The sequence below is a fragment of the Paraburkholderia terricola genome, from assembly GCF_900142195.1.
In the GTDB taxonomy this organism is placed as follows: Bacteria; Pseudomonadota; Gammaproteobacteria; order Burkholderiales; family Burkholderiaceae; genus Paraburkholderia; species Paraburkholderia terricola.
In genome coordinates this window covers 65,226-87,943 of sequence record NZ_FRAB01000001.1, presented here as the reverse complement: position 1 = coordinate 87,943, position 22,718 = coordinate 65,226, and the positions used below count along the sequence as shown (strand labels likewise).

Sequence of the window (22,718 nt, the reverse complement as noted above, 5' to 3'; positions counted from 1 at the left end):
ATCCTCGAAAGGCGAACTCCGGTTCGCCTTTTTTATTGCCCGCTGTTGTAATATCGGGCGTTCCGTTTTTGGCACTCACGCATGCTCGATTTTTTCCGCAATCACAAACGCCTGATGATGTTCATGCTCATCCTCGTCATTGTGCCGGGGTTGGGTTTTGTGGGCATTCAAGGCTTCCGCGGCTTTTTTGACGAAAGCGCAAACGTTGCGAGCGTCAACGGTCACAAGATCACGCGCGCGGAATACGACAGCGCGATGCGTCAGCAACTCGACCGCGCGCGGCAGATGCTCGGCGCACAGTTCGACATGAAGTCGTTCGATACGCCGGAGCGCCGCAGTCAGATGCTCGACGGCCTGATCGAGCAGCGCGTGCTGGTCGACGAAACGCAGCGCCTGCACCTCACCGCGTCCGACGACGCCGTGCGCCGCGTATTGCTCAACGATCCGGTGATCTCGTCGCTGAAGAAACCCGACGGCACGATCGACGTGGACCGTTACAAGCAGTTGCTCGCCATGCAGGGCATGACGCCCGACCAGTACGACGAACGCGTGCGCTACGACATCTCCACGCAGCAGTTGCCGGCCAGCATCCAGAGCAGCGCCTTCACATCGAAAACCCTCGCGCAGCATCTGACCGAACTCGCCGAACAGCAGCGCGAAGTGCAGGGCATCGCGTTCCATCCGCGCGACTACGCGGCGAAGGTGCAGCCCACCGACGCGCAACTGCAAGCCTATTACGACGCGCATCGCAACGACTTCGCCACGCCGGCCACCGCCACGATCCAGTATCTCGTGATGTCGCCGGCAAATCTCGCGGCCTCGGTGCAGCCGAGCGACGCCGATCTGAAGAAGTACTACGAGGACAACATCGCGCATTACCGCACGGAAGGCCAGGTGCGCGCGAGCCACATCCTGATCGCCGCGCCGAAGGATGCGAGCGCGGCCGACAAGGCCAAGGCGAAACAGAAAGCCGAGGCGTTGCTCGCGCAGATCAAGGCGCACCCGGATCAATTCGCGCAGATCGCACAGCAGGATTCGCAGGATCCGGGTTCGGCCTCGAAGGGCGGCGACCTGGGTTACTTCAGCCGCGGCATGATCGCGGGCGGCCAGGCATTCGACGACGCCGTGTTCGCGCTGAAGAAAGACGAAGTCAGCGGCATCGTGCAGACCGACTTCGGCTATCACATCGTCAAGGCGACGGACGTGAAGCCGGCCGTCACGAAGCCGTTCGACGAAGTGAAAGAACAGATCGCGAAAGAGCTCAAGACGCAGCAGGCGGCCAAGGCGTTTAGCGACGACTCGGAAGGCTTCACGTCGATCGTCTATGAAAAAGCGAAGAGCCTGCAACCGGCCGCGGACAAATACAAGCTGCCATTGCAGACGGCCACCGTCACGCCGCAGCCGAACCCGAAGCTGCCGCCTGACAGTCCGCTGAACAACGCGAAGTTTCTCGCCGCGGTGTTCGCGAACGACGCGGTGACCGCGCGCAACAACACGCAGGCCATCGACGTCGGCGGCAACACGCTGATCGCGGCGCGCGTCACCGACTACAAGGCCGCAGCCGTGCCCGCGCTCGACGCGGTCAAGGACACCGTGCGTCAGAAGGTGATCGCGGCTCAATCGAACGAGGCCGCTCATAAGGACGGCATCGCGAAGCTCGCCGAGTTCGAAAAGTCGAAGGCCACCACCGGCTTCTCGTCGCCGCTGAAGGTTTCGCGCAATGACGCGCAGGGCATGCCGCCGGTCGCATTGAGTGCAATCTACAAGGCGGATGCGCAAAAGTTGCCGGCCTACGTGGGCGTCGATCTCGGCGACGACGGTTATGCGATCTATCGCGTGAACTCGGTCGTCGCGGGCGCACCGATCGATCCGCAACGCCTCGCCGCCGCACAGCAGCAGATCGCGCAAGTCGACGCGCAGTCTGAAGCAGAGGCTTATCTGGAAGCGTTGCGCGCGCGCTCGAAGGTGAAGTTCTACGGTTCGCTGGAGAGCGGCAACGCGCAGGCGAGCAGCGAATGAGCCGGCCGCAACGCGTGAAATAAGAAAAGCCCCGCAAATGCGGGGCTTTCTTTTTGCCGAGCATGAAAGCTCATCAAACGGTTTGCTTCAAACGCCTCGACGCCCGATGCGTTACAGGCAGGCGCTGATCGCGCTGGTGGCATCGCTGCCCGCCGCGCCACTCGCGCGGAAGCCGACCCACGAACCCTTGCCGGAATACGAAGGACGCACCACCGCGGCTGCGCCATTCGGCGGCTGTTGACCGGGGACATAGACGTCGACGGCTTGATCGTTGGCGAGCGTGTCTTGCGACACGACCTGCTGTTGCGAGCCGTCAGCCCATTTCTGCGCGATGCAGGTGGCGACGGCCTTCGGTGCCTGCTGGCTTTGGCCCACTGACTGGACGCCCGCCGGCGGTTGAGCGGCGCAGGCGGAAATTGCCACGGTCAAAGCGATTAACGGTAAGTATTTCACGTTATCTCCTCAGGAATTCGCTCTAAAAACGAGCCGGGTTACATGGAGTTGAAGGTGTCAGATAGACCTTACCGATCCATGTTCCCGAAGTTCTGGAAACAAGTTGTTAGCGGACTGTTCAGTGCGGCGAACTTGTGCGAAGGAGTGGCTTGACGGCGGGCCACACGTTATCGAGTAGCACTGGTTGTGCCTGCACGGTGGGATGCAGTTGATCCGCCTGGAACATCTCGGGCTTGTCGGCGATGCCCGCGAGCATGAACGGCACGAGCGGCACCCGAAGCTGTTTCGATAACTGCCCGTAGAGGCCGTGGAACTTCTGCGTGTAGTCGGGGCCGTAATTGGGCGGCACATACATGCCGACCAGCACGACCTTCGCGTGACCTTGTTGAGCCTGCTCGATGATCGTGCGCAGGTTGTCTTCGGTGGTGGCGAGCGGTACGCCGCGCAAGGCGTCGTTCGCGCCGAGTTCGACGATCACGATGCTCGGCTTCAGGCGCTGCATGAGCGCCGGCAAGCGGGCCCTGCCGCCGCTGGTGGTGTCGCCGCTGATGCTTGCATTGGCGACGCTATAATCGATTCGCTCCTCGCTCAGGCGTTTGCGCATCAACGCGACCCAGCCGGTGTCGCGGGGCAAGCCGTACTCGGCGGAGATGCTGTCGCCGAGTACGACGATCACCGGCCTGGCGGGCTCGGGCGTGTTGGCGCCGTGAGCCGCGAAGGGCAGCGAACACAGGGCGGCGGCCATGACGGCCGAGCCGAATGCCGTAGTCAGCGCTATGGCGCGCACTTTCAACCTACGCTTCACCATGCTAAACAAAACTGATCCAGTCATTGAAGTGCGGGGTTTGTGCAAGAAGGTTAAGGATGCAACAGGCGAACTGACGATTCTCGACAACATCGATCTTGCTATCGATGCCGGCAGCAGTGTGGCGATCGTCGGTGCATCCGGGTCGGGCAAGTCTACGCTGCTCGGCTTGCTCGCAGGATTGGACAGCGCAAGCTCGGGCTCGGTTCGGCTGCTCGGGCGCGAGCTCGCCGAATTGAACGAAGACCAGCGCGCGGCGTTGCGCAGCGGCTCGGTCGGTTTCGTCTTCCAGTCGTTTCAATTGATGCCGCATTTGACCGCGCTCGAAAACGTCACGTTGCCGCTCGAACTGCAAGGCGGCATCAGCACGCGCGAGGCCGCGGCGCGTGCGCGCGGCTTGCTGGAGCAGGTCGGGCTCGGGCAGCGCACCGGCCATTATCCGAAGCTGCTCTCGGGCGGCGAACAGCAACGCGTCGCGCTGGCGCGCGCGTTCGTCACGCATCCGGCGATCCTGTTCGCGGACGAGCCCACCGGCAGTCTCGACGCGGCCACCGGCCATGCGGTGATCGACCTGATGTTCGAGATGAACCGCGCGAACGGCGCCACGCTGATTCTCGTCACACACGACGTCGAACTGGCGCGCCGCTGCGATACCACGGTGACGATCGAGGCGGGGCGGCTCGCCTGACAGGGCGGCGCGTCGTTGAAGATCTAAAACGTTCGATACAGCAAAGCGAGCAAAGCGCAAAAAAAGCGGGCCGCGAAAGCCCGCTTTGTCGTTCCGGCTTGCTCGACCGCGGCAATGTGCAATCGAACAAGCCTCACGCATCAGCGGCGCCACGCAAGCGCGCCGCCCGCGCTCATTGCTTGGATGTCACCGCTTCAACGCGGCGCGCGCCCGCGCGATCAACGCCGAAGTCGACGAGTCGTGCTTCTTCTCATCGACGCTTGCCGCGGTCAGATCGGCCTCGACCACCTTGCCGAGAATCTTGCCCAACTCGACGCCCCATTGATCGAACGGATTGATGTTCCAGACCGACGCCTGCACCAGCACCTTATGTTCATACAACGCGATCAACGCGCCGAGCGAACGCGCGGTGAGCGCCTCGACGAGCAGCGTGCTGGTCGGCCGGTTGCCCGGAAACACCAGGTGCGGCGCGAGTTCCGGCTGATCCGCGCCGGCCACTTTTGTCGCTTCCTCGAGCGTGCGGCCGAGCATCAATGCTTCGCTTTGCGCGAAGCAGTTCGCCAGCAGCTTCGGATGATGGCTCGCGAGCGGATGCTCCGGCGTCAGCACCGCGATGAAGTCGATCGGCACGATTGTCGGGCCTTGATGCAGCATCTGGAAGAACGCATGCTGGCCGTTCGTGCCGGGTTCGCCCCACGTCACCGCGGAGGTCGGATAGTCGACGGTTGCGCCATCGAGACGCGCCGACTTGCCGTTGCTCTCCATTTCGAGCTGTTGCAGATATGAGGGCAGGTAATGCAGCGCTTCCGAATACGGCGCGACCAGATAGCTTTGCGAGCCGAAGAAGTTGCGATACCAGATGCCGAGCATGCCGAGCAGCACCGGAAGGTTTTTTTCGAGCGTCGCGTCGCGGAAATGCTGATCCATTTCATTAGCGCCGGCGAGCAGTTCGCCGAACTGTTGCGGGCCGACCGCGATCATGATCGACAGACCCACCGCCGACCACAGCGAATAACGGCCGCCGACCCAGTCCCACATCTCGAACACGTTTTCTTTCGCGATGCCGAACTTGACCACTTCCGCGGGATTGGCCGACACACCGACGAAGTGCTTCGCCAGCGCATTTTCCGGGCAACCCTTCTGAACGAACCAGTCGCGCAGCGAGCGCGCGTTGGTCATGGTTTCGAGCGTGGTGAACGTCTTGGAGACGATGATCGCGAGCGTTTCCTCGGGATCGATCTTCTGCATCACGTTGTAGAGATCCGCGCCGTCGACGTTCGATACGAAGTGCGTGGTGATGTCGGGCGTGGCCAGATGCTGCAGCGCGTGCACGACCATCTTCGGCCCGAGGTCCGAGCCGCCGATGCCGATGTTCACCACGTAGCGGATCCGCTTGCCGGTATAGCCGGTCCATGCGCCGCTGCGCACCTGGTCGGCGAACGCGGCCATCTTCGCGCGCTCGGCCTGTACCTGCGCGTGGAACGGCGCGTTCGGGTCGCTGGCGCGCAAGGCCGTGTGCAGCGCGGCGCGGCCTTCGGTGGGATTGACGACTTCACCCGCGAACATCGCGTCGCGGCGCTGTTCGACGCCCGCTTCGCGCGCGAGCTGCACGAGTAGGTTCAGGGTTTCGTCGGTGATGCGGTTCTTCGAGAAATCGGCTGCGAGACCGCCGCCCGCGAACGCGAAGCGCTCGGCGCGAGTGGGGGCGGGGTCGTTCTCGGGGGCGAACCAGTCGCGCAGGTGCGCATCGCGAATGCTTTCGTAATGCGTTTGCAGCGAGGACCAGGAGGGGAGCGAGTTCTGCGTCATAGCGTCCGTCTAACGAAGGGGCACGAAGAAAGGCGTGCGCGTGAAGCGCTGCCGAGGATGATGCAACGATGCTGTTAGAGCGATGCCGCGCGGCCGGTTCGCCGCGGCTTGCGCTGAAACTTCGGGCCGGCAGCCTCGCGATGAAGCCGCCCGTTGAAGTTTCGCCGCAACCCGCGAAGGATCCAACCCGCGGCGCAGTCGGTCAGTATAACGGCGTTGCGTGACAGGTGGCAGCGGGGTGGCAGCGGTTTGACAGCGGTTTGGCCGGGCCGCGCAAGCGACGGGATCGACGTGGTCAGCTCGTAGCCGGATAGAACAGCCGGTTCAGCAAGGTCCGCACCATCGGCGCCAGTTCGCCCGCCGTCAAACCGGCCGGGCCGTGGCCTTGCGCGCTCAGCGTATCGGCGGCGAGGCCGTGCAGATAGACGCCCGCGAGGGCCGCTTCGTAGCGCGGCAGATGCTGCGCGAGCAGCGCGCCGATGATGCCGCCCAGCACGTCGCCGGTGCCGCCCGTCGCCAGCGCCGCGTTGCCGGTGGGATTGATCGTGAGGCGGCCGTCCGGCGCCGCGATCACGGTGCCGCTGCCCTTCAGCACGACGACGCTGGCGAAGCGCGCGGCCAGCGCGCGCGCCGCGGCGAGGCGGTCGCGCTGCACACCCGGCGCGTCGGTGCCGAGCAGGCGCGCGGCTTCGAGCGGATGCGGCGTGAGGATGCACGGATCGCCTTGCACGCCGCGCGCGGTGAGCTCGGCGGCGAGCGAGGGGTCTTTGGCGAGCAGATTCAGCGCGTCGGCGTCGAACAGCTTGGGCACGTCGAGCGGCAGCACGTCGTGCATGACGCGCGTGGCGCGCTCGCCATGCCCCATGCCGCAACCGACGGCGAGCGCGTCCATCTTGTCGAGCGGCAGCGCGTCGACGGCATGCAGCATCAGTTCGGGATGCGGCGGATCGTAGGGCGGCGCGCCTTCGCCCAGGATGGCGACGTGCACTTTTCCCGCGCCGGTGTAGAGCGCCGCGCGTGCGGCGAGGATCGGCGCGCCGCACATGCCGGTGTCGCCGCCGACCACCGCGAGGCTGCCGAAGCTGCCCTTGTTGGTCGCGAAGTCGCGCGGTGGCAGAAAGGCGGCGAAGAGTTCCGGCGCGTTCAATTGGACGGCCGTGCGGGCGCTGCAATCGACGCCGATCGGCGCCACGGTCACCGCGCCGGCGAGGTCGCGCCCTTGCGCGGTGAAGAGGCCGGGTTTCGCGCCGATGAACGTGATGGTGTGCGTGGCGTGGACCGCGGCGCCGTCGCCATTGCCGACGATCGTGCCGGTGTCGCTGTCGAGGCCGCTCGGCACGTCGAGCGCGAGCACGCCGCCTCTTCTCGGCCTGGCCTTCGCGCGTTGCGAGAGTTGCCGCGCGAGGCTCGCGAACACGCCTTCGAGTTCACGCGTGAGGCCGATGCCGAACATGCCGTCCACGAGCCAGGTGTAGCTGTCGAGCGAGGCGGGCGGCGCCGCGCTGATCGGCACGCCCGCGGCGCGGGCCGTGTCGAGCGCCCAGCGGGCGTCGGCCGGCTTGACCTCGACCGGCATGCACAGATCGACGGCGATGCCGGCCTGGTGCAGCTCGGTCGCGAGAACGAGGGCGTCGCCGCCGTTGTTGCCCGGCCCCGCGACGAGCCAGACCTTCTGCTTCGATTTGCCGATCGACGTGTCGCGGGTGATCTGCTCCTTCAGAAAGCTCGCGGCGGATTTGCCCGCGCGCGACATCAGCGTATGAGGCGGCAGGGACGCCGACGCCTGGGCCTCGGCGATCCGCAGATCGGTCAGCGTGAGGAGAGGAAGCGCCCGGTTGTGCGGACTGGTGAGCGTGGGCGGCGCGAGGTCGGCTTCTGTCATGGCGGAGGCGGGCGGGCACCTGTTGCGAGGTGAGGAGGCTGCGGGAATCACTATGGTAGTGCCTATGGGGTGCCGATGCGTGATGGGGTTGCCTGGCGTTGTGCCGCCTCGTGCACGCATCCCGATGCCCGATGTCCGATGTCCGGTGTCCGATGCCCGATGCCCGATGCCCGATGCCCGATGCCCGATGCCCGGTGTCCGGTGTCCGGTGTCCGGTGTCCGATGCCCGACCCGCGACCCGCGACCCGCGACCCGCGACGCCCGATGCCCGATGCCCGATGCCCGATGCCCGATGCCCGCCGCCTCACCGCAGCCAGGCGCCCCTCTTTCCGCCGCGCGTGAACACAGCGGCGCCCACCGCCTCCTACTTGAACCGATCCGCGCGCAGCGCGGCGAGGGTGTCGACGGGTAGCTCTGGCGTCCCGCCCGTGATCAGGTCGGCGATCAGCTTGCCCGACCCGCATGCGAGGCCCCAGCCAGCGGGGCCGTGGCCGGCGTTCACATAGAGCCGCGGATGCAGCGCGTTGCCGATCACCGGCAAGCCGTCCGGCGACAGCAGCTTGACGCCTTCCCACGGCAAGGCCGCCGAGATGCGGGCGGCGCCCGGAATCCAGTCGTGGGTCGCTTGGCCGAGCAGCGCCAGCGCTTCCTTCGTCACCGCTTCGCCGAGCGGCTTGTCGAGCAGGGCGGGGCTCTGCAAGACCGCGCCGCCCGCGATCCGCAGGCGGTGATTCATGCGGCTGATCACGATCCGCTTGACCGTGTCGACGATCGTCACGTGCGGCGCGCATTCCTCATGCGCGATCGGCGCGACCAGTGTGTGCAGGCGCAGCGGATAGAGCGGCAGCCGCAGCCCCAGGCGTTCGAGCAGCGGCAAGCTGCCATGCCCGGCGGCGACGACGACCGCGTCGGCGTTGATCACGTCGACTTCGCGTGAACGCGACGCCACGCCGGGACCCGGCGCCAGTTCCACGCCGGCGCGCTGGCCTTCCAGACGGATCGCCGAAACTTCGCAGCCCAGCATGAATTGCACGCCGCCCTGGGTGTCGAGGACCTGCTTGACGAGCTTCGTGAAAAGCGGGCAGTTCGCCGTGCGCTCATGCTCGAACAGCACGCCGCCGGCGAATTCCGGCTCGGTTCGCACGGAATGCTCGAAGGCCGCGCATTCGGCTGGCGTGAGCTCGTGGTACGGCATTTCGTGCAGGCGCAGCAGACCGAGCGCGGGCCGCAGCTGCTCCCACTCCTGCGCCGAACGCACCAGATGAAGCAGGCCGCTCGCCTGCTCGAACTCGAGCCCGAAGCGCGCTTCCATGTCGGCCAGCGTCTCACGCGACATCTCGATCAGCGGGCGCAGCAATCCGTATTGATGGCCGTACGGGTTCGGATCCTGGAGCCGCGCGAGCTGCTTGACGAACTGGCGCGCCGGTCCGTTGAAGCCGGCCTTGTTGACCACGCCGTTCCTGGCGTTCTGACGGCTCGCCATGAAGGTCGGGCCGAACCATACGTCGAGCGGAGTGGGCAGCACGATGCCGCTGTGCCCATAGGTGGCGCCCTGCGCGACGGTGGCGTGGCGCTCCACGACGCAGACCCGATGACCGGCCGCGCGCAGTTGGTAAGCGGTGGCGACGCCTGCTATCCCGCCGCCAATGACGATGACATCCATGTTCTGATTCGAGTTGCCGGCGGGACGCCAAACTGCGCGTGCCGCTCGAGCGTGGCATGCGGCGCGCGGCCCGGCATGACTCACGCCGCTCGCGCCGATCTGATGAAAGGGCGAATGATAGCAGCCAAACGCGCCGACCGGCCACGCCGCCGGCCGCGCCGCCATGCCGTCAGGCCCGCTGGAAGCGCGTTCCCGGGGTATAATCCCGGACTTCCTTTCCGCCTCACGTCGCCTGCACGCGCGACTCATCGGCATCACTCATCGGCATCATTAGCGACGCAACGTCAAGTCCATGGCCCACTTCTCGTGTTTCCCCGGCGCTTCGGCCCTTTCCGATTTCCGTCAAACCCGCCTGCTCGAAACGCTCACGCGCATCGACGCCAACATTACCGGCGTGCGCGGGCAATATCTGCACTTCGTCAACGCGCAAACGCCGCTGTCCGCCGAAGACCACGCGAAGATCGAAGCGCTGATGCACTACGGCGATCCGTTCGAGGAAGGCAAGGAGCGTGGCGCGGTCGAAACCTTCCTCGTGGTGCCGCGCTTCGGCACGGTGTCGCCGTGGGCCAGCAAGGCAACGGACATCGCGCATCTGTGCGGTCTCACGCAGGTGCGCCGCATCGAGCGCGGCGTCGAGTACACGGTCACGCTGAAAAGCGGCCTGCTGGGCAAGAAAACGCTCTCCGACGAAGCCCGCGCGGCAGTCGCCGCGGCGCTGCACGACCGCATGACCGAAAGCGTGTCGCCTTCGCGCGACCACGCGCTGCATCTGTTCGACGAACTGCCGGCCAAGCCGCTGCAAACCGTCGACGTGCTGGGCCACGGCCGCGGCGCGCTGGAAGCGGCGAACACGGAACTGGGCCTCGCGCTCGCCGACGACGAAATCGATTACCTGGTGGACGCGTTCACGAGGCTCGGCCGCAACCCGACCGACGTCGAACTGATGATGTTCGCGCAGGCCAACAGCGAGCACTGCCGCCACAAGATTTTCAACGCGGAATGGACGATCGACGGCGAGAAGCAGGACATCTCGCTGTTCAACATGATCCGCAACACCGAGAAGCTCAATCCGCAAGGCACGATCGTCGCGTATTCGGACAACTCGGCGATCATGGCGGGCGGCATGGCCGAACGCTGGTTCCCGCGCACGCCGGCTGAGCTGGGCGAGCACGAGTTGCCGGAGCACTATCGCCGCAACGTCGAACTCACGCACACGCTGATGAAGGTGGAAACGCACAACCACCCGACCGCGATCTCGCCGTTCCCCGGCGCCGCGACGGGCGCGGGCGGCGAAATCCGCGACGAAGGCGCGACCGGCCGCGGCGCGCGTCCGAAGGCGGGCCTCGCGGGCTTCACGGTGTCGAACCTCGAATTGCCGGACGGCGTCGAGGCGTGGGAAAACGCGCGTGACGCCGCCCAGCCGCTCGCGCACCGCAATCCGCACGACAGGTACGAAGCGTATGGCCGTCCCGACCGCATCGCCTCGCCGCTGCAAATCATGATCGACGGGCCGCTCGGCGGCGCCGCGTTCAACAACGAATTCGGCCGGCCGAATCTGGGCGGTTATTTCCGCGCTTACGAACAGAACGTGGCGGGTCTCGTGCGCGGTTATCACAAGCCGATCATGATCGCGGGCGGCATCGGCAATATCTCCGATCAGCACACGCACAAGCACGATCTGCCGGAAGGCTCGCTGCTGATCCAGATCGGCGGGCCGGGCATGCGCATCGGCATGGGCGGCGGCGCGGCCAGTTCGATGGCGACCGGCACCAACACCGCCGAACTCGACTTCGACTCTGTGCAGCGCGGCAATCCGGAAATCGAGCGGCGCGCGCAGGAAGTCATCAACGCGTGCTGGCAGCTCGGCGAGAAGAACCCCATTCTGAGCATTCACGACGTGGGCGCGGGCGGTTTGTCGAACGCGTTTCCGGAAGTCGTGGACGGCGCGGGCAAGGGCGCGGTGTTCAATCTGCGCAATATCCAGTTGGAAGAGAGCGGCTTGTCGCCGCGCGAAATCTGGTCGAACGAAGCCCAGGAGCGCTATGTGCTGGCGATCGCGCCGGCCGATCTGCCGGCTTTCGAGGCGATGTGCGAGCGCGAGCGCTGCCCGTTCGCGGTGGTCGGCACGGCCACGGCCGAGCGTCAGTTGAAGGTGATCGACTCCGAACTCAAGGACGCCGCCGCGCATCAGCCGGTCGACATGCCGATGGAAGTGCTGCTCGGCAAGGCGCCGCGCATGCATCGCGACGTCAGGCGCGTCGAGCGGAAACTCGAACCGGTGGACGTGACGGGCATAGCGTTGCCGGAGGTCGCGGTGAGCGTGCTGCGTCACCCCACGGTGGCGAGCAAGTCGTTTCTCATCACGATCGGCGACCGCTCGGTGGGCGGCACGACCGCGCGCGATCAGATGGTCGGCCCGTGGCAAGTCCCGGTCGCCGACGTCGCGATCACCACGATGGACTACGCGGGCTTCCGCGGCGAAGCGATGACCATGGCCGAGCGCACGCCGCTCGCCGTGATCGACGCGCCGGCCTCGGGCCGCATGGCGGTGGGCGAGGCGGTGACCAACGTCGCGGCGGCGCCGATCGCGTCGCTCGACAAGCTCAAGCTGTCGGCGAACTGGATGGCCGCGTGCGGCGCGCCGGGCGAAGACGCCGCGTTGTACGAGACGGTCAAGGCAATCGGCATGGAACTGTGCCCGGCCTTGGGCATCAGCATTCCGGTGGGCAAGGATTCGCTCTCCATGCGCACCAAGTGGGAAGACCAGGGCGTGGCGAAGGAAGTGGTCGCGCCGGTCTCGCTGATCATCTCGGCGTTCGCGCCGGTCGAGGACGTGCGTCGCCACCTCACGCCGCAACTGCGCCGCGCGAGCGATGCTGGCGACTCCGTGCTGATCGCGATCGATCTCGGCCGCGGCAAGCATCGTCTGGGCGGCAGTATCCTCGCGCAAGTCACGCAGCAGGTTGGCGACACGGTGCCGGACGTCGACGATCCCGAGGACCTGAAGCGCTTTTTCAACGCGATCCAATCGCTCAACAGCGACGGCAAGCTGCTCGCGTATCACGACCGCTCGGACGGCGGCCTGTGGGCGACGGTCTGCGAAATGGCGTTCGCGGGGCATGTCGGCGTGTCGCTGAACGTGGACATGCTGGTGCTCGATCCGCACCACGAATCCGACTACGGCGACGCCAAAGACTGGGCGAAGCAGACGAGCGGCCGCCGTGAAGACCGCACGATCCGCGCGCTCTTCAACGAGGAACTGGGCGCCGTCATTCAGGTGCGCGCGGCCGACCGCGACGCGGTGCTGGTCGCCTTGCGCGAACACGGGCTGTCGGCCTGCTCGCACGTGATCGGCAAGATCAACGAGCGCGACACGATCGAAATCTATCGCGACGCGAAGAAGATTTACGAAGCGCCGCGCACCGAACTGCATCGCACGTGGAGTGAAGTGAGCTGGCGTATTGCGCGTCTGCGCGACAACCCGGCTTGCGCCGATGCCGAATACGACGCGCTTCTGGATGCCGCCGATCCGGGCATTGCGCCGGTTCTCACGTTCGATCCCGCTGAAGACGTCGCCGCGCCGTTCCTTGGCAAGGGCGCGCGTCCGCGCGTCGCGATCCTGCGCGAGCAGGGCGTGAACTCGCACCTGGAGACGGCGTATGCATTCGACCGCGCCGGCTTCGACGCGCACGACGTGCACATGAGCGATCTGCTATCGGGCCGCGCGAACCTGGCGGATTTCGCCGGTGCGGTGGCATGCGGCGGCTTCTCATACGGCGACACGCTCGGCGCCGGCGAGGGCTGGGCGAAAGCGATCCGCTTCAACTCGCAACTGGCCGACATGTTCGCCGCATTCTTCGGCCGCGAGGACACCTTCGCGCTGGGCATCTGCAACGGCTGCCAGATGATGAGCAGTCTCGCGTCGATGATTCCGGGCGCCGAAGCCTGGCCGAAGTTCACGCGCAACAAGTCGGAGAAATTCGAAGCGCGCTTCTCGCTGGTCGAGGTCGAGGCTTCGCCGTCGATCTTCTTCGCCGGCATGGAAGGCTCGCGCATTCCGGTGGCGATCGCGCATGGCGAAGGCTATGCGGACTTCTCGCAGCAAGGCGATGTGTCGAAGGTGGCGGTGGCGATGCGTTATGTCGATCACCGCGGTCAGGCGACCGAGCAGTATCCGTTCAACCCGAATGGTTCGCCGAACGGCATCACGTCGGTCACCACGCCGGATGGCCGCTTCACGGTGCTGATGCCGCACACCGAGCGCGTGCATCGCGCGGTGCAGATGAGCTGGCATCCCGAAGGTTGGGGCGAGGGCGGCACGGACGCGAGTCCGTGGATGCGCGTATTCCAGAACGCGCGCCGCTGGCTGGGTTAATCATGTAGCGAAGGCCGTCGCCGCTGTGCGCGCGACGGCCTTGCCGGCAGCGCGCACCAGACGGCGTTGCGATGCCGCGGCGCAGATTGGGGCCGCGCAGGCTTGATCTGTGGTGTTTCTTGCCGCTAATGAGCAAGATTGCCGCCGGTCCGATCCGTACCTGCTCGGGTACATAACGCGACGCGCGCGCCTTCGCAGGTTCTCTTCGTATCCGATCGGGTACGAAACGGCTCGATGAATCACCCAACATCCCATTTCGTACCCGATCGGATACGAAACTGAGCCGACGCGCATTCCCATGGCATAATGTTACCGAGCGGGTACGAACATACACAGGAGAGCGGAGTGCGCGCATCCGACGTTTTGATCGGCAGCATGTCGGCGTTAGGCGATCTCGTGCGCGCTTCGCGGCTTGCGCAAGGGCTCACGCGCGATGACGTCGCCAATGCCACCGGCCTGTCCCCCAAGTTCATCACGCATATCGAGGCGGGCAAGCCGACAGCCCAGATAGGCAAGGTGCTGCATCTTCTCGGCGAATTGGGCATCACTCTCCACGCGGAGGTCTCCGTGGACATTCCCCCTGTGTTAGCCACCAAGGCGCTCCATCGCCGACGGACTTCTCATGGCAGCTAGAACGCTCGCGGCATTCGCGAATGGCCAGCGCGTGGGTGTCGTCAGCGACGAAGGCGGAATCTGGTCATTCGCCTACGACAAGGACTGGCTGGGCGACCGAACATGAAAAAGCCCCGATCAGTCGTTGACTAACCGGGGCCTGGGCACAATCGAGGAGCGCTACTCAACGGAAGAACCAACAGCCTTATCGAGGCTAATGCTCAGTTCTTCACCGTCACCCGACGCGCTTACTGAATCTTCGCGTTCTTACGCAAACCTTCTTCAAACGCCTGCAGCTTTTCCTGCTGGATCTGCTGCACGATCTGCGGACGCACCTGTTCGAGCGGCGGCGGCGTGATGTCGCGCGTGTCGTCGACACGAATGATGTGCCAGCCGAATTGCGTATGCACCGGCGTGTCGGTCATCTGGCCTTTCTGCAGATGCGTAGCCGCGTCTGCGAATTCAGGCACGTAAGCCTTCGGATCCGACCAGTCGAGGTCGCCGCCGTTCTTGCCCGATCCCAGATCTTTCGAGAATTGTTTTGCGAGGTCTTCGAAGCTCGCGCCGCCCTTGATCTTCGCGATCAGATCCTTCGCCTGCTGCTCGTTCTCCACGAGGATGTGGTGCAGGTGATATTCCTTGCCGCCCGCGTCCTTGATCAGCGTGTTGTAACGCGCGGTGACTTCGGCGTCCGTCGGCGTGTTCTTCTTCACGAAGTCTTCGATCAGCGAGCGCAGCACAACGGTTTGTTGCGCGACGGCGATTTGCGCCTTGATGTCCGACCGATTCGGCAGGCCGCGGCGCAGCGCTTCCTGCATCAGGATTTCGCGGTTCACCAGTTCTTCGCGCACGGCCATTTGCAGTTGCGGCGTGTCTTGCTGGCCTTGATGAACCAGTTGAGCGATCAGCGCGTCGGCGCGTGCTTTGGGAATCGGTGTGCCGTTCACCACGGCGATGTTCTGTGCGAATGCAGGTGCGGCCGCACATGCGGCCAGCAATACCCAAAGGCGGGTTTTCTTCAAGGTCATCGGAAGTTTTCCTAGCGGGACAACAAAGCGAATTCTTCGGGCGTATAAGCCGTGATTGCAAGGGCATGAATGCCGCGCTGCATGGCATCGGCCAGCGCATCATACACCATGCGATGCCGCGCCACGCGGGCCTTGCCGGCGAATGCGGCAGCCACGATCGTGACGCTGAAATGACCGCCGGCGGAGGCGCCGGCGTGGCCCGCATGCTGCGCGCTGTCGTCGGTAATCTGGATCGAGGCGACCGGCGCGAGCGCGGCGCTGAGGCGTGCTTCGATCAGCGCGGCGCGCTCGGCGGTGGTGGCGTGCATGAAAACATCGCTGGTCATTATCACTCTTCCTTCATGTATTTCGCGAGCCACAAACTCTGCCCGACGATGAACACGACGAGGCAGCCAGTCGCGCCGAACAGCTTGAAATTGACCCATTGGTCGGTGGTGTAGTTGTACGCGACGAACAGGTTCACCAGGCCCAGCAGCACGAAAAAGATGGCCCAGACGATGTTCAGCTTGCCCCAGATCGCGTGCGGCAAGCTGATCTGCTTGCCCATCATCGCTTCGATCAGGTTCTTGTTGAACGCGAGTTGCGACACGATCAGCACGACGGAAAACGCCCAGTACAACACGGTCGGCTTCCATTTGATGAAGGTGTCGTTGTGCAGCACGAGCGTCGCGCCGCCGAACACCGTGACGACGCCGAGACTCACCCACAGCATCGGATCGACCTTGCGGTGACGGAAGGCCACCCACGCGATCTGCACCAGCGTGGCGGCGATCGCCACTGCCGTCGCCGTGAAAATGCCCCATACCTTGAAGGCGACGAAGAACAGGATGATCGGGAACAGGTCGAACAGGAATTTCATGTCTGGCCGGGAAATCGGAGAGTGGGTCGGAGAACGAGGGACGCGGTGCGAAGCGCCCGATGGCAAGTGAGGCAGCGGCCCGCGATAGCCACCCGCCACAGCGGCCGGCGAACGGCGTTCATTGCCGTTCATCGTGGGATGGCCGCGCCGGGTCGACCCGATCGACCGGTTCGCGAGACGCGACGCACGCACGAAGCACACGCGAAGGTCTCGCAACCGGCGCCCGTTCGATCACGGACGCCGTCCGGCCATGCGCCGAACTCCGCGCTGCGTTACTTGGATTCGAATTGTAGCGCAGCCGAATTGATGCAGTAGCGCAGACCGGTGGGCGCGGGCCCGTCTTCGAATACGTGGCCCAGATGCGCGCCGCAGTTCTTGCATTGCACTTCGATACGCAGCATGCCGTGCGAGCGGTCGGTTTTCTCGGCGATCACTTCGCCGTTGATCGGCTTGAAGTAGCTGGGCCAGCCGCAGCCGGCGTCGAACTTGGTATCGGATTCGAACAGCGGCGTGCCGCAACAGACGCAGTCGTAGATGCCGCGCTCCCAGTGGTCGTGATAGCGGCCCGTGAAGGGACGCTCGGTGGCGGCGTGGCGCGTCACCTGATATTCGATGTCGGAGAGTTGCTTGCGCCACTCGGCGTCGTCTTTCTGCACGGCCGGGGCGTCGGTCTTGAGGTCGTCGGGATTGTTCATGATCGGGTTCCTGTCTCGGGCTTGTTTTGGGTGCGGCTCGCTTCGCGCATCACGACGAGCAACTGACTTCCAGCGAACTCGCCCAGTCGGGCGGCAACCCCGCATACGCTTCATGCTCGGGCTGTTCGTCGAACGGCCGGCGCAGTACCGCTGCAAGGCGCTCCACTTCGGAAAAGTCCTTCTCTTTCGCGCGGCGGATCGCCGTTTCCGCCAGGTGATTGCGAAGTACGAATTTGGGGTTCACACGGTTCATTGCAATGGCGCGCGCCGCGTCGTCGCGTGTTTCCTCGGACAGCCGCGCGCGGTAGTCGTTCGCCCAGACATCGAAGGCCGCGCGGTCGAGGAACAGATCGCGCGCCGGGGCGTCGCCGCTCGCGTCGTGCTTCGACAGGCGCGCCAGATTGCGGAACGTCAGCGTGAAATCCGCGCGGTTCGCGTGCATGAGTTCGAACAGGCGATTGATCAACGTGTCGTCTCCCTCGCGCTCCACTTCGAGGCCGAGCTTGGCGCGCATACGGCGCTCCAGCGCCGGCGCGAAACGTTCCTTGAAACCGGCGAGCACGCGCTGCGCGTCTTCGATCGCCTTGTCGCCGCGCACGCTTTCCTCATGCTGGGCGCCCAGCAGCGGCAACAGGCCCTGGGCGAGACAGAACAGATTCCAGTACGCGATCTGCGGCTGCATCCGGTACGCGTAACGGCCTTGCGAATCCGAGTGATTGCAGATGTAGCCGGCATCGAAGCCGTCCATGAAACCGAACGGACCGTAGTCGATCGTGAGGCCGAGGATCGACATGTTGTCGGTATTCATCACGCCGTGGCAGAAGCCCACGGCCTGCCATTCGACCATCAGGTCGGCGCTCGACAGCACCGCTTCATTGAGCAGCGCGAGGTATGGATCGTCGGCTTCGCGGCAAAGCGGATAGAAGCGCTCGATCACGTGATCGGCGAGCGCGCGCAGCGCGTCGGTGCGGTCGTTCGAATAGAAATGCTCGAAGTGGCCGAAGCGCACGAAACTCGGCGACACCCGAGTGACCACCGCCGCGGTTTCCACTTCCTCGCGCCGCACCGGCTGATCGGAGCCGATCACGCACAGCGCGCGCGTGGTCGGAATGCCGAGGTGATGCATCGCTTCCGAGCACAGAAATTCGCGGATCGACGAACGCAGCACCGCGCGGCCGTCGCCCATGCGCGAATACGGCGTGCGGCCCGCGCCCTTGAGTTGCAGCTCGAAGCGTTGGCCGTCGTGTTCGACTTCGCCCAGACCGAGCGCGCGGCCGTCGCCGAGTTGGCCGGCCCACACGCCGAACTGATGCCCCGAATACACCGACGCATACGGCAACGCTTCGGCGGGCCACTCGCGCGTGGCGTTGCCGGAGAACAGTTCCGCGAAGCCGGGGTCGTTCTGGAGCCCCGGTTCCAAACCGAGCAGCGCGGCGGTTTCCTCGGAGAATCCGACCACGTAGGGCGCGTTGAGCGGCGCCGCGGGCAGGCGCGTCAGAAACGTGCTGCCGAGCCGCGCGAAGGCGTTTTCAGCGGTGCTGGTGAGCGCGTCGGAAAGGGCCGACAACGGCCCGGATAACCCTGCAATGCTTGGGGAAAACGACATGTTGAGCGCCTCTGGATTAACCGATATTGTAAGTCCGCGCCCGCGGGGCTGCTGGCTGGCGTGCTATCGGGCCGCTATCGGCCGCATGGCTCTTTAACCTGCATGGCGGATTTCGCCAACGGCGCTTGCCGCATGCGCTCCCCGAACTGCCATCCCATTGAAGCAAACAAGGCGAGGAGACTTCTCTATATGACGACGCCGCTGCCTGGCCAGATGATGGACGTGCCGCTCACCGTATCCTCGTTGCTCGTGCATGCCGCGCGGCATTTCGGCGGCACGGAAATCGTGTCGCGGCGCATCGAGGGCGACCTGCATCGCTACACCTACCGCGATTGCGAAAAGCGCGCGAAGCAACTGGCGCAGGCGTTGATCGCACTCGGCGTCGAGCCCGGCGAACGAGTCGCGACACTCGCCTGGAACGGCTACCGGCATCTGGAAGCGTATTACGGCACGACCGGCTTCGGCGCCGTGTGCCACACGATCAACCCGCGGCTCTTTCCCGATCAGATCGCCTACATCGTCAATCACGCCGACGACGCCTACGTGCTGTTCGACACCACCTTCGCGCCGCTCGTCGACACGCTCGCGCCGCAGTGTCCGAAAGTGCGCGGCTGGATCGCGCTCGCCGATGAAGCGCATCTGCCGGTCATGCAAACGCCCGCGCTCAGCTATGAAACGCTGGTCACCGCGCAGGACGGCAACTTCGAATGGCCGCTTCTCGACGAGCGTCAGGCGTCGTACCTTTGCTATACGTCCGGCACCACCGGCAATCCGAAGGGCGCGCTGTATTCGCATCGCTCGACGGTGCTGCATGCGTTCGGCGCGTCCTTGCCCGATGCGATGAGCCTGTCCGCGCGCGACGCCGTGCTGCCGGTCGTGCCGATGTTCCATGTGAACGCATGGGGCATCCCGCACGCCGCGCCCTTGACCGGCGCGAAGCTCGTGTTTCCCGGCAAGGATCTCGACGGCAAATCGCTGTATGAATTGATGGAAAGCGAGCGCGTCACCTATTCGGCCGGCGTGCCGACCGTGTGGCTCGGCTTGCTGAACTACATGCGCGAGGCGGGCGTGCGGTTTTCGTCGCTCAATCGCACGGTGATCGGCGGCTCCGCGTGCCCGCCGGCCATGCTGCGCACATTCGAGGACGACTACGGCGTGCAGGTGATCCATGCATGGGGCATGACCGAAATGTCGCCGCTCGGCACCTTGTCGAAACTGACGTGGGAGCAGAGCCAGCGGCCGCTCGCCGAGCAGCGCAAATTGCTCGAAAAGCAGGGGCACGTGCTTTACGGCGTCGATATGAAGATCGTCGGCGAAGACGGGCAGGAACTGCCGTGGGACGGCGTCGCGTTCGGCGATCTGTACGTGCGCGGGCCGTGGGTGATCGACCGGTATTTCCGCCGCGACGACTCGCCGCTGGTGGACGGCTGGTTTCCGACCGGCGACGTCGCCACCATCGACCGCGATAGCTTCCTGAACATCACGGACCGCTCGAAGGACGTCATCAAGTCCGGCGGCGAGTGGATCAGTTCGATCGATGTCGAGAACGTCGCGATCGCGCATCCGGCGGTGGCGGAGGCGGCCTGCATTGCCTGCGCGCATCCGAAGTGGACCGAGCGGCCGTTGCTCGTGGTGGTCAAGCGGCCGGGCTTCGACGTGACACGCGAGGAACTGATCGCGTTCTACGAGGGCAAGGTCGCGAAGTGGTGGATACCGGACGACGTCGTGTTCGTCGACGAACTGCCGCATACGGCCACCGGCAAATTGCAGAAGCTGAAGCTGCGCGACCTCTTCCGCGACCACGTGCTGCCGTCCGCGCTGGCGGACGAGAAGGATTGTCCGCTCGCCAGGGAAACCCCTTCCAATTGAACGGGCGTGCTTTTCTGTGTACTCTGCGTGCTGACGCCGGGAGACTTGCACACTGGGTTTGACCGCTGGTTCGACAATGAGCGTCGAGCAACGGCTCAGTGAACCGGACGGGCGGCGCCCCATGCGTCGCTCATCGAATGGATCGCATGGAGGCAGGCAGATGGCAGTGGACTACACAACCCGTGACGGCGTGGCCGTCATCACGCTGAACAATCCGCCGGTGAACGGCCTCGGTCTTTCGACGCGAGCCGGCATTGTCGAGGGAATCGAGCGCGCGCAAAACGATCCGGCCATCACGGCGATCGTGCTGACGGGCGCGGGCAAGGCCTTTTCGGGCGGCGCCGACATCACCGAATTCAATACGCCGAAAGCGACCCGGGAGCCGACGCTCGCCACGGTCATCAAGGCCGTCGAGGGCAGCGCGAAGCCGGTGGTCGCGGCGATTCACAGCGTCGCGATGGGCGGCGGCCTGGAACTGGCGCTCGGCGCGCATTACCGCATCGCCGCGCGCGGCGCGCAGATCGCGCTGCCCGAGGTGAAACTCGGCATCCTGCCGGGCGCGGGCGGCACGCAGCGTCTGCCGCGCGCCATCGGCCTGGAGGCCGCGCTCAACATGATCGTCTCCGGCGCAACGGTGCTGTCGGACACATTGGCCGGCTCGGGCCTGTTCGACGAACTCGTTGAAGGCGATCTGGCCGAGGCGGCGTGCGCGTTTGCGCGCAAGGTCGGCGCGAAGGAAGGCCCGCATCCGAAGGTGCGCGAACGCCAGATCACGCATCCGAACGCAGCCGGTTTCATCCAGTTCGCGCGCAATAGCGTCGCGGCGGCGGCCAAGCCCTTCCCGGCGCCGCACAAGTGCATCGACGCGATCGAGGCCGGCGTGCTGAACGGCTTCGACAAAGGCCTCGCGTTCGAGCGTGAATGCTTTGTCGCGCTCGTGCAGACGCCGAAAAGCCGAGCGTTGCGGCATGCGTTCTTCGGCGAACGCGCGGCGAGCAAGATTCCCGATGTGCCAGCGGATACGCCGGTGCGCGACATCGAACAGGTGGCCGTGATCGGCGCCGGCACGATGGGCGGCGGCATCGCGATGAACTTCGTCAACGCGGGCTTTCCGGTCACGCTGCTGGAAACGCGGCAGGAAGCGCTCGACCGCGGACTCGCGACGATCCGCAAGAACTACGAAGCCAGCGTCAGCAAGGGCAAGCTCGAACCGGAGGCGCTCGAGGCGCGCATGGCATTGATCACGCCCACGCTGTCCTACGACGACCTGAAAAACGCCGACCTGATCGTCGAAGCCGTGTTCGAGGAACTCGGCGTGAAGGAACAGGTGTTCAGTCGGCTCGATGAAGTCGCCAAGGCCGGCGCGATCCTCGCGTCGAATACGTCCACGCTGGACCTCGACAAGATCGCGGCCTTTACGAAGCGTCCGCAAGACGTGGTCGGCATGCACTTCTTCAGCCCGGCCAACGTGATGAAGCTGCTCGAAGTCGTGCGCGGCAGGCAGACGGCGAAGGACGTGCTCGCCACCGTCATGAAGCTCGCCAAAAAAATCAAAAAGACCGCGGTGGTCTCGGGCGTGTGCGACGGCTTCATCGGCAACCGGATGATCGAGCAGTACATCCGCCAGGCGCTCTTCATGCTCGAGGAAGGCGCGCTGCCCGCGCAGGTGGACAAGGCCATCGAGAAGTTCGGCTTCGCGATGGGCCCGTTCCGCATGAGCGACCTGGCCGGCAACGATATCGGCTGGGCGATCCGCAGGCGCCGCTATCAGGAACATCCCGGCATGCATTACTCGCGGATCGCCGATCGTCTGTGCGAGACCGGGCGCTTCGGGCAGAAGACCGGCGGCGGCTGGTACGACTACAAGGCGGGCGAGCGCACCGCGTATCCGTCGAAGGTGGTCGACGAGATGATCGTCGCGTATTCGAAGGAAATCGGCGTCGCGCGCCGCAAGATCGGCGACGAGGAAATCGTCGAGCGCCTCGTGCTCGCGCTCGTGAACGAAGGCGCGAAGATTCTCGAGGAAGGCATCGCGTCGAAGGCGTCGGATATCGACATGGTCTATCTGACCGGCTACGGCTTTCCGATCTATCGCGGCGGCCCGATGCTCCATGCGGATACGCTCGGCCTCTACAACGTCGAGCGCGCGATTCGCCGCTATGCGGCGCAGCCGAACGGCGATGCCTGGCAACTGGCACCGGGCATCGCCAGGCTCGCCGCCGAGGGCCGTGGGTTCAATGGCTGAAAAGCGTGGCTGAAAAATGCGGCTGAAACGCGGCCGAACCAGCCGCTTGAGCGAATGAATGAGGTGGGGCGTTTCAGCGCTTCAGCGATGCGCGAGCGCGCCACCCTCGA

Annotated in this window: 16 protein-coding genes; 6 read left to right on the top strand and 10 right to left on the bottom strand. The window is 65.1% G+C overall.

From position 1 onward, the window contains the following. Nucleotides 1-81 precede the first annotated feature (81 nt). A complete protein-coding gene (locus BUE39_RS00370) occupies nucleotides 82-2,019 on the top strand; it encodes a SurA N-terminal domain-containing protein (RefSeq protein ID WP_073426683.1) in 1,938 nt (645 codons plus the stop codon). Between the two features lie 111 nt (nucleotides 2,020-2,130). Here BUE39_RS00370 and BUE39_RS00365 read toward each other — a convergent pair whose 3' ends face one another. Both BUE39_RS00365 and BUE39_RS00360 read right to left on the bottom strand, forming a co-directional pair. Further along, nucleotides 2,131-2,472: a hypothetical protein gene (locus tag BUE39_RS00365; protein WP_073426682.1), complete on the bottom strand. Its 342-nt coding sequence runs from the start codon at nucleotides 2,470-2,472 to the stop codon at nucleotides 2,131-2,133. A 118-nt stretch (nucleotides 2,473-2,590) separates the two neighbouring features. Beyond that, nucleotides 2,591-3,280 carry an arylesterase gene (locus BUE39_RS00360; protein WP_073426681.1) on the bottom strand — a complete coding sequence of 230 codons (690 nt, stop codon included), beginning with the start codon at nucleotides 3,278-3,280 and terminating at the stop codon, nucleotides 2,591-2,593. Here BUE39_RS00360 and BUE39_RS00355 point away from each other — a divergent pair. After that, a complete protein-coding gene (locus tag BUE39_RS00355; protein WP_073426680.1) occupies nucleotides 3,279-3,965 on the top strand; it encodes an ABC transporter ATP-binding protein in 687 nt (228 codons plus the stop codon). The genes BUE39_RS00360 and BUE39_RS00355 overlap by 2 nt on opposite strands. Nucleotides 3,966-4,151: 186 nt before the next feature. On the opposite strand, the gene pgi is transcribed toward BUE39_RS00355, so the two are convergent. The 3 genes from pgi to BUE39_RS00335 all read right to left on the bottom strand — a co-directional run bounded on the left by pgi (nucleotide 4,152) and on the right by BUE39_RS00335 (nucleotide 9,319). Then, nucleotides 4,152-5,774, bottom strand: a complete 1,623-nt coding sequence (gene pgi / locus BUE39_RS00350; RefSeq protein ID WP_073426679.1) for a glucose-6-phosphate isomerase — start codon at nucleotides 5,772-5,774, stop codon at nucleotides 4,152-4,154. Between the two features lie 295 nt (nucleotides 5,775-6,069). Then, on the bottom strand, nucleotides 6,070-7,656 hold the full coding sequence (locus BUE39_RS00345) for a bifunctional ADP-dependent NAD(P)H-hydrate dehydratase/NAD(P)H-hydrate epimerase (RefSeq protein ID WP_073426678.1): 1,587 nt from the start codon (nucleotides 7,654-7,656) through the stop codon (nucleotides 6,070-6,072). A gap of 364 nt (nucleotides 7,657-8,020) precedes the next feature. After that, nucleotides 8,021-9,319 carry an FAD-dependent oxidoreductase gene (locus BUE39_RS00335; RefSeq protein WP_073426933.1) on the bottom strand — a complete coding sequence of 433 codons (1,299 nt, stop codon included), beginning with the start codon at nucleotides 9,317-9,319 and terminating at the stop codon, nucleotides 8,021-8,023. A 292-nt stretch (nucleotides 9,320-9,611) separates the two neighbouring features. On the opposite strand from BUE39_RS00335, the gene purL reads away from it, so the two are divergent. Both purL and BUE39_RS00325 read left to right on the top strand, forming a co-directional pair. Beyond that, complete coding sequence (purL, locus tag BUE39_RS00330) at nucleotides 9,612-13,694, top strand: phosphoribosylformylglycinamidine synthase (protein ID WP_073426677.1); 4,083 nt, start codon at nucleotides 9,612-9,614, stop codon at nucleotides 13,692-13,694. A 375-nt stretch (nucleotides 13,695-14,069) separates the two neighbouring features. Next, on the top strand, nucleotides 14,070-14,327 hold the full coding sequence (locus BUE39_RS00325; RefSeq protein ID WP_227470809.1) for a helix-turn-helix domain-containing protein: 258 nt from the start codon (nucleotides 14,070-14,072) through the stop codon (nucleotides 14,325-14,327). A gap of 227 nt (nucleotides 14,328-14,554) precedes the next feature. On the opposite strand, the gene BUE39_RS00320 is transcribed toward BUE39_RS00325, so the two are convergent. The 5 genes from BUE39_RS00320 to BUE39_RS00300 all read right to left on the bottom strand — a co-directional run bounded on the left by BUE39_RS00320 (nucleotide 14,555) and on the right by BUE39_RS00300 (nucleotide 18,494). After that, nucleotides 14,555-15,334 (bottom strand): peptidylprolyl isomerase, encoded by a 780-nt coding sequence (locus BUE39_RS00320; RefSeq protein ID WP_073426675.1) that lies wholly within the window; start codon nucleotides 15,332-15,334, stop codon nucleotides 14,555-14,557. Between the two features lie 11 nt (nucleotides 15,335-15,345). After that, on the bottom strand, nucleotides 15,346-15,660 hold the full coding sequence (locus BUE39_RS00315) for a BolA family protein (RefSeq protein ID WP_073426674.1): 315 nt from the start codon (nucleotides 15,658-15,660) through the stop codon (nucleotides 15,346-15,348). 2 nt (nucleotides 15,661-15,662) lie between these two features. Further along, on the bottom strand, nucleotides 15,663-16,193 hold the full coding sequence (locus tag BUE39_RS00310) for a septation protein A (RefSeq protein WP_073426673.1): 531 nt from the start codon (nucleotides 16,191-16,193) through the stop codon (nucleotides 15,663-15,665). Between the two features lie 272 nt (nucleotides 16,194-16,465). Further along, nucleotides 16,466-16,888 carry a peptide-methionine (R)-S-oxide reductase MsrB gene (gene msrB, locus BUE39_RS00305; protein ID WP_073426672.1) on the bottom strand — a complete coding sequence of 141 codons (423 nt, stop codon included), beginning with the start codon at nucleotides 16,886-16,888 and terminating at the stop codon, nucleotides 16,466-16,468. Between the two features lie 49 nt (nucleotides 16,889-16,937). Beyond that, on the bottom strand, nucleotides 16,938-18,494 hold the full coding sequence (locus BUE39_RS00300; RefSeq protein ID WP_073426671.1) for a protein adenylyltransferase SelO: 1,557 nt from the start codon (nucleotides 18,492-18,494) through the stop codon (nucleotides 16,938-16,940). Between the two features lie 189 nt (nucleotides 18,495-18,683). Here BUE39_RS00300 and BUE39_RS00295 point away from each other — a divergent pair, with 189 nt between their 5' ends. Continuing rightward, nucleotides 18,684-20,363: a 3-(methylthio)propionyl-CoA ligase gene (locus BUE39_RS00295; RefSeq protein WP_073426670.1), complete on the top strand. Its 1,680-nt coding sequence runs from the start codon at nucleotides 18,684-18,686 to the stop codon at nucleotides 20,361-20,363. A gap of 160 nt (nucleotides 20,364-20,523) precedes the next feature. Next, nucleotides 20,524-22,608 (top strand): 3-hydroxyacyl-CoA dehydrogenase NAD-binding domain-containing protein, encoded by a 2,085-nt coding sequence (locus tag BUE39_RS00290; RefSeq protein ID WP_073426669.1) that lies wholly within the window; start codon nucleotides 20,524-20,526, stop codon nucleotides 22,606-22,608. The last annotated feature ends 110 nt before the right edge of the window (nucleotides 22,609-22,718 follow it).

Coding starts and splice junctions, on each gene's coding strand:
- BUE39_RS00310 (WP_073426673.1), bottom strand. CDS start 16,193: ATGAAATTCCTGTTCGACCTGTTCCCGATCATCCTGTTCTTCGTCGCC.
- BUE39_RS00355 (WP_073426680.1), top strand. CDS start 3,279: ATGCTAAACAAAACTGATCCAGTCATTGAAGTGCGGGGTTTGTGCAAG.
- msrB (WP_073426672.1), bottom strand. CDS start 16,888: ATGAACAATCCCGACGACCTCAAGACCGACGCCCCGGCCGTGCAGAAA.
- purL (WP_073426677.1), top strand. CDS start 9,612: ATGGCCCACTTCTCGTGTTTCCCCGGCGCTTCGGCCCTTTCCGATTTC.
- BUE39_RS00335 (WP_073426933.1), bottom strand. CDS start 9,319: ATGGATGTCATCGTCATTGGCGGCGGGATAGCAGGCGTCGCCACCGCT.
- BUE39_RS00360 (WP_073426681.1), bottom strand. CDS start 3,280: ATGGTGAAGCGTAGGTTGAAAGTGCGCGCCATAGCGCTGACTACGGCA.
- BUE39_RS00295 (WP_073426670.1), top strand. CDS start 18,684: ATGACGACGCCGCTGCCTGGCCAGATGATGGACGTGCCGCTCACCGTA.
- BUE39_RS00325 (WP_227470809.1), top strand. CDS start 14,070: ATGTCGGCGTTAGGCGATCTCGTGCGCGCTTCGCGGCTTGCGCAAGGG.
- pgi (WP_073426679.1), bottom strand. CDS start 5,774: ATGACGCAGAACTCGCTCCCCTCCTGGTCCTCGCTGCAAACGCATTAC.
- BUE39_RS00315 (WP_073426674.1), bottom strand. CDS start 15,660: ATGACCAGCGATGTTTTCATGCACGCCACCACCGCCGAGCGCGCCGCG.
- BUE39_RS00290 (WP_073426669.1), top strand. CDS start 20,524: ATGGCAGTGGACTACACAACCCGTGACGGCGTGGCCGTCATCACGCTG.
- BUE39_RS00300 (WP_073426671.1), bottom strand. CDS start 18,494: ATGTCGTTTTCCCCAAGCATTGCAGGGTTATCCGGGCCGTTGTCGGCC.
- BUE39_RS00345 (WP_073426678.1), bottom strand. CDS start 7,656: ATGACAGAAGCCGACCTCGCGCCGCCCACGCTCACCAGTCCGCACAAC.
- BUE39_RS00370 (WP_073426683.1), top strand. CDS start 82: ATGCTCGATTTTTTCCGCAATCACAAACGCCTGATGATGTTCATGCTC.
- BUE39_RS00320 (WP_073426675.1), bottom strand. CDS start 15,334: ATGACCTTGAAGAAAACCCGCCTTTGGGTATTGCTGGCCGCATGTGCG.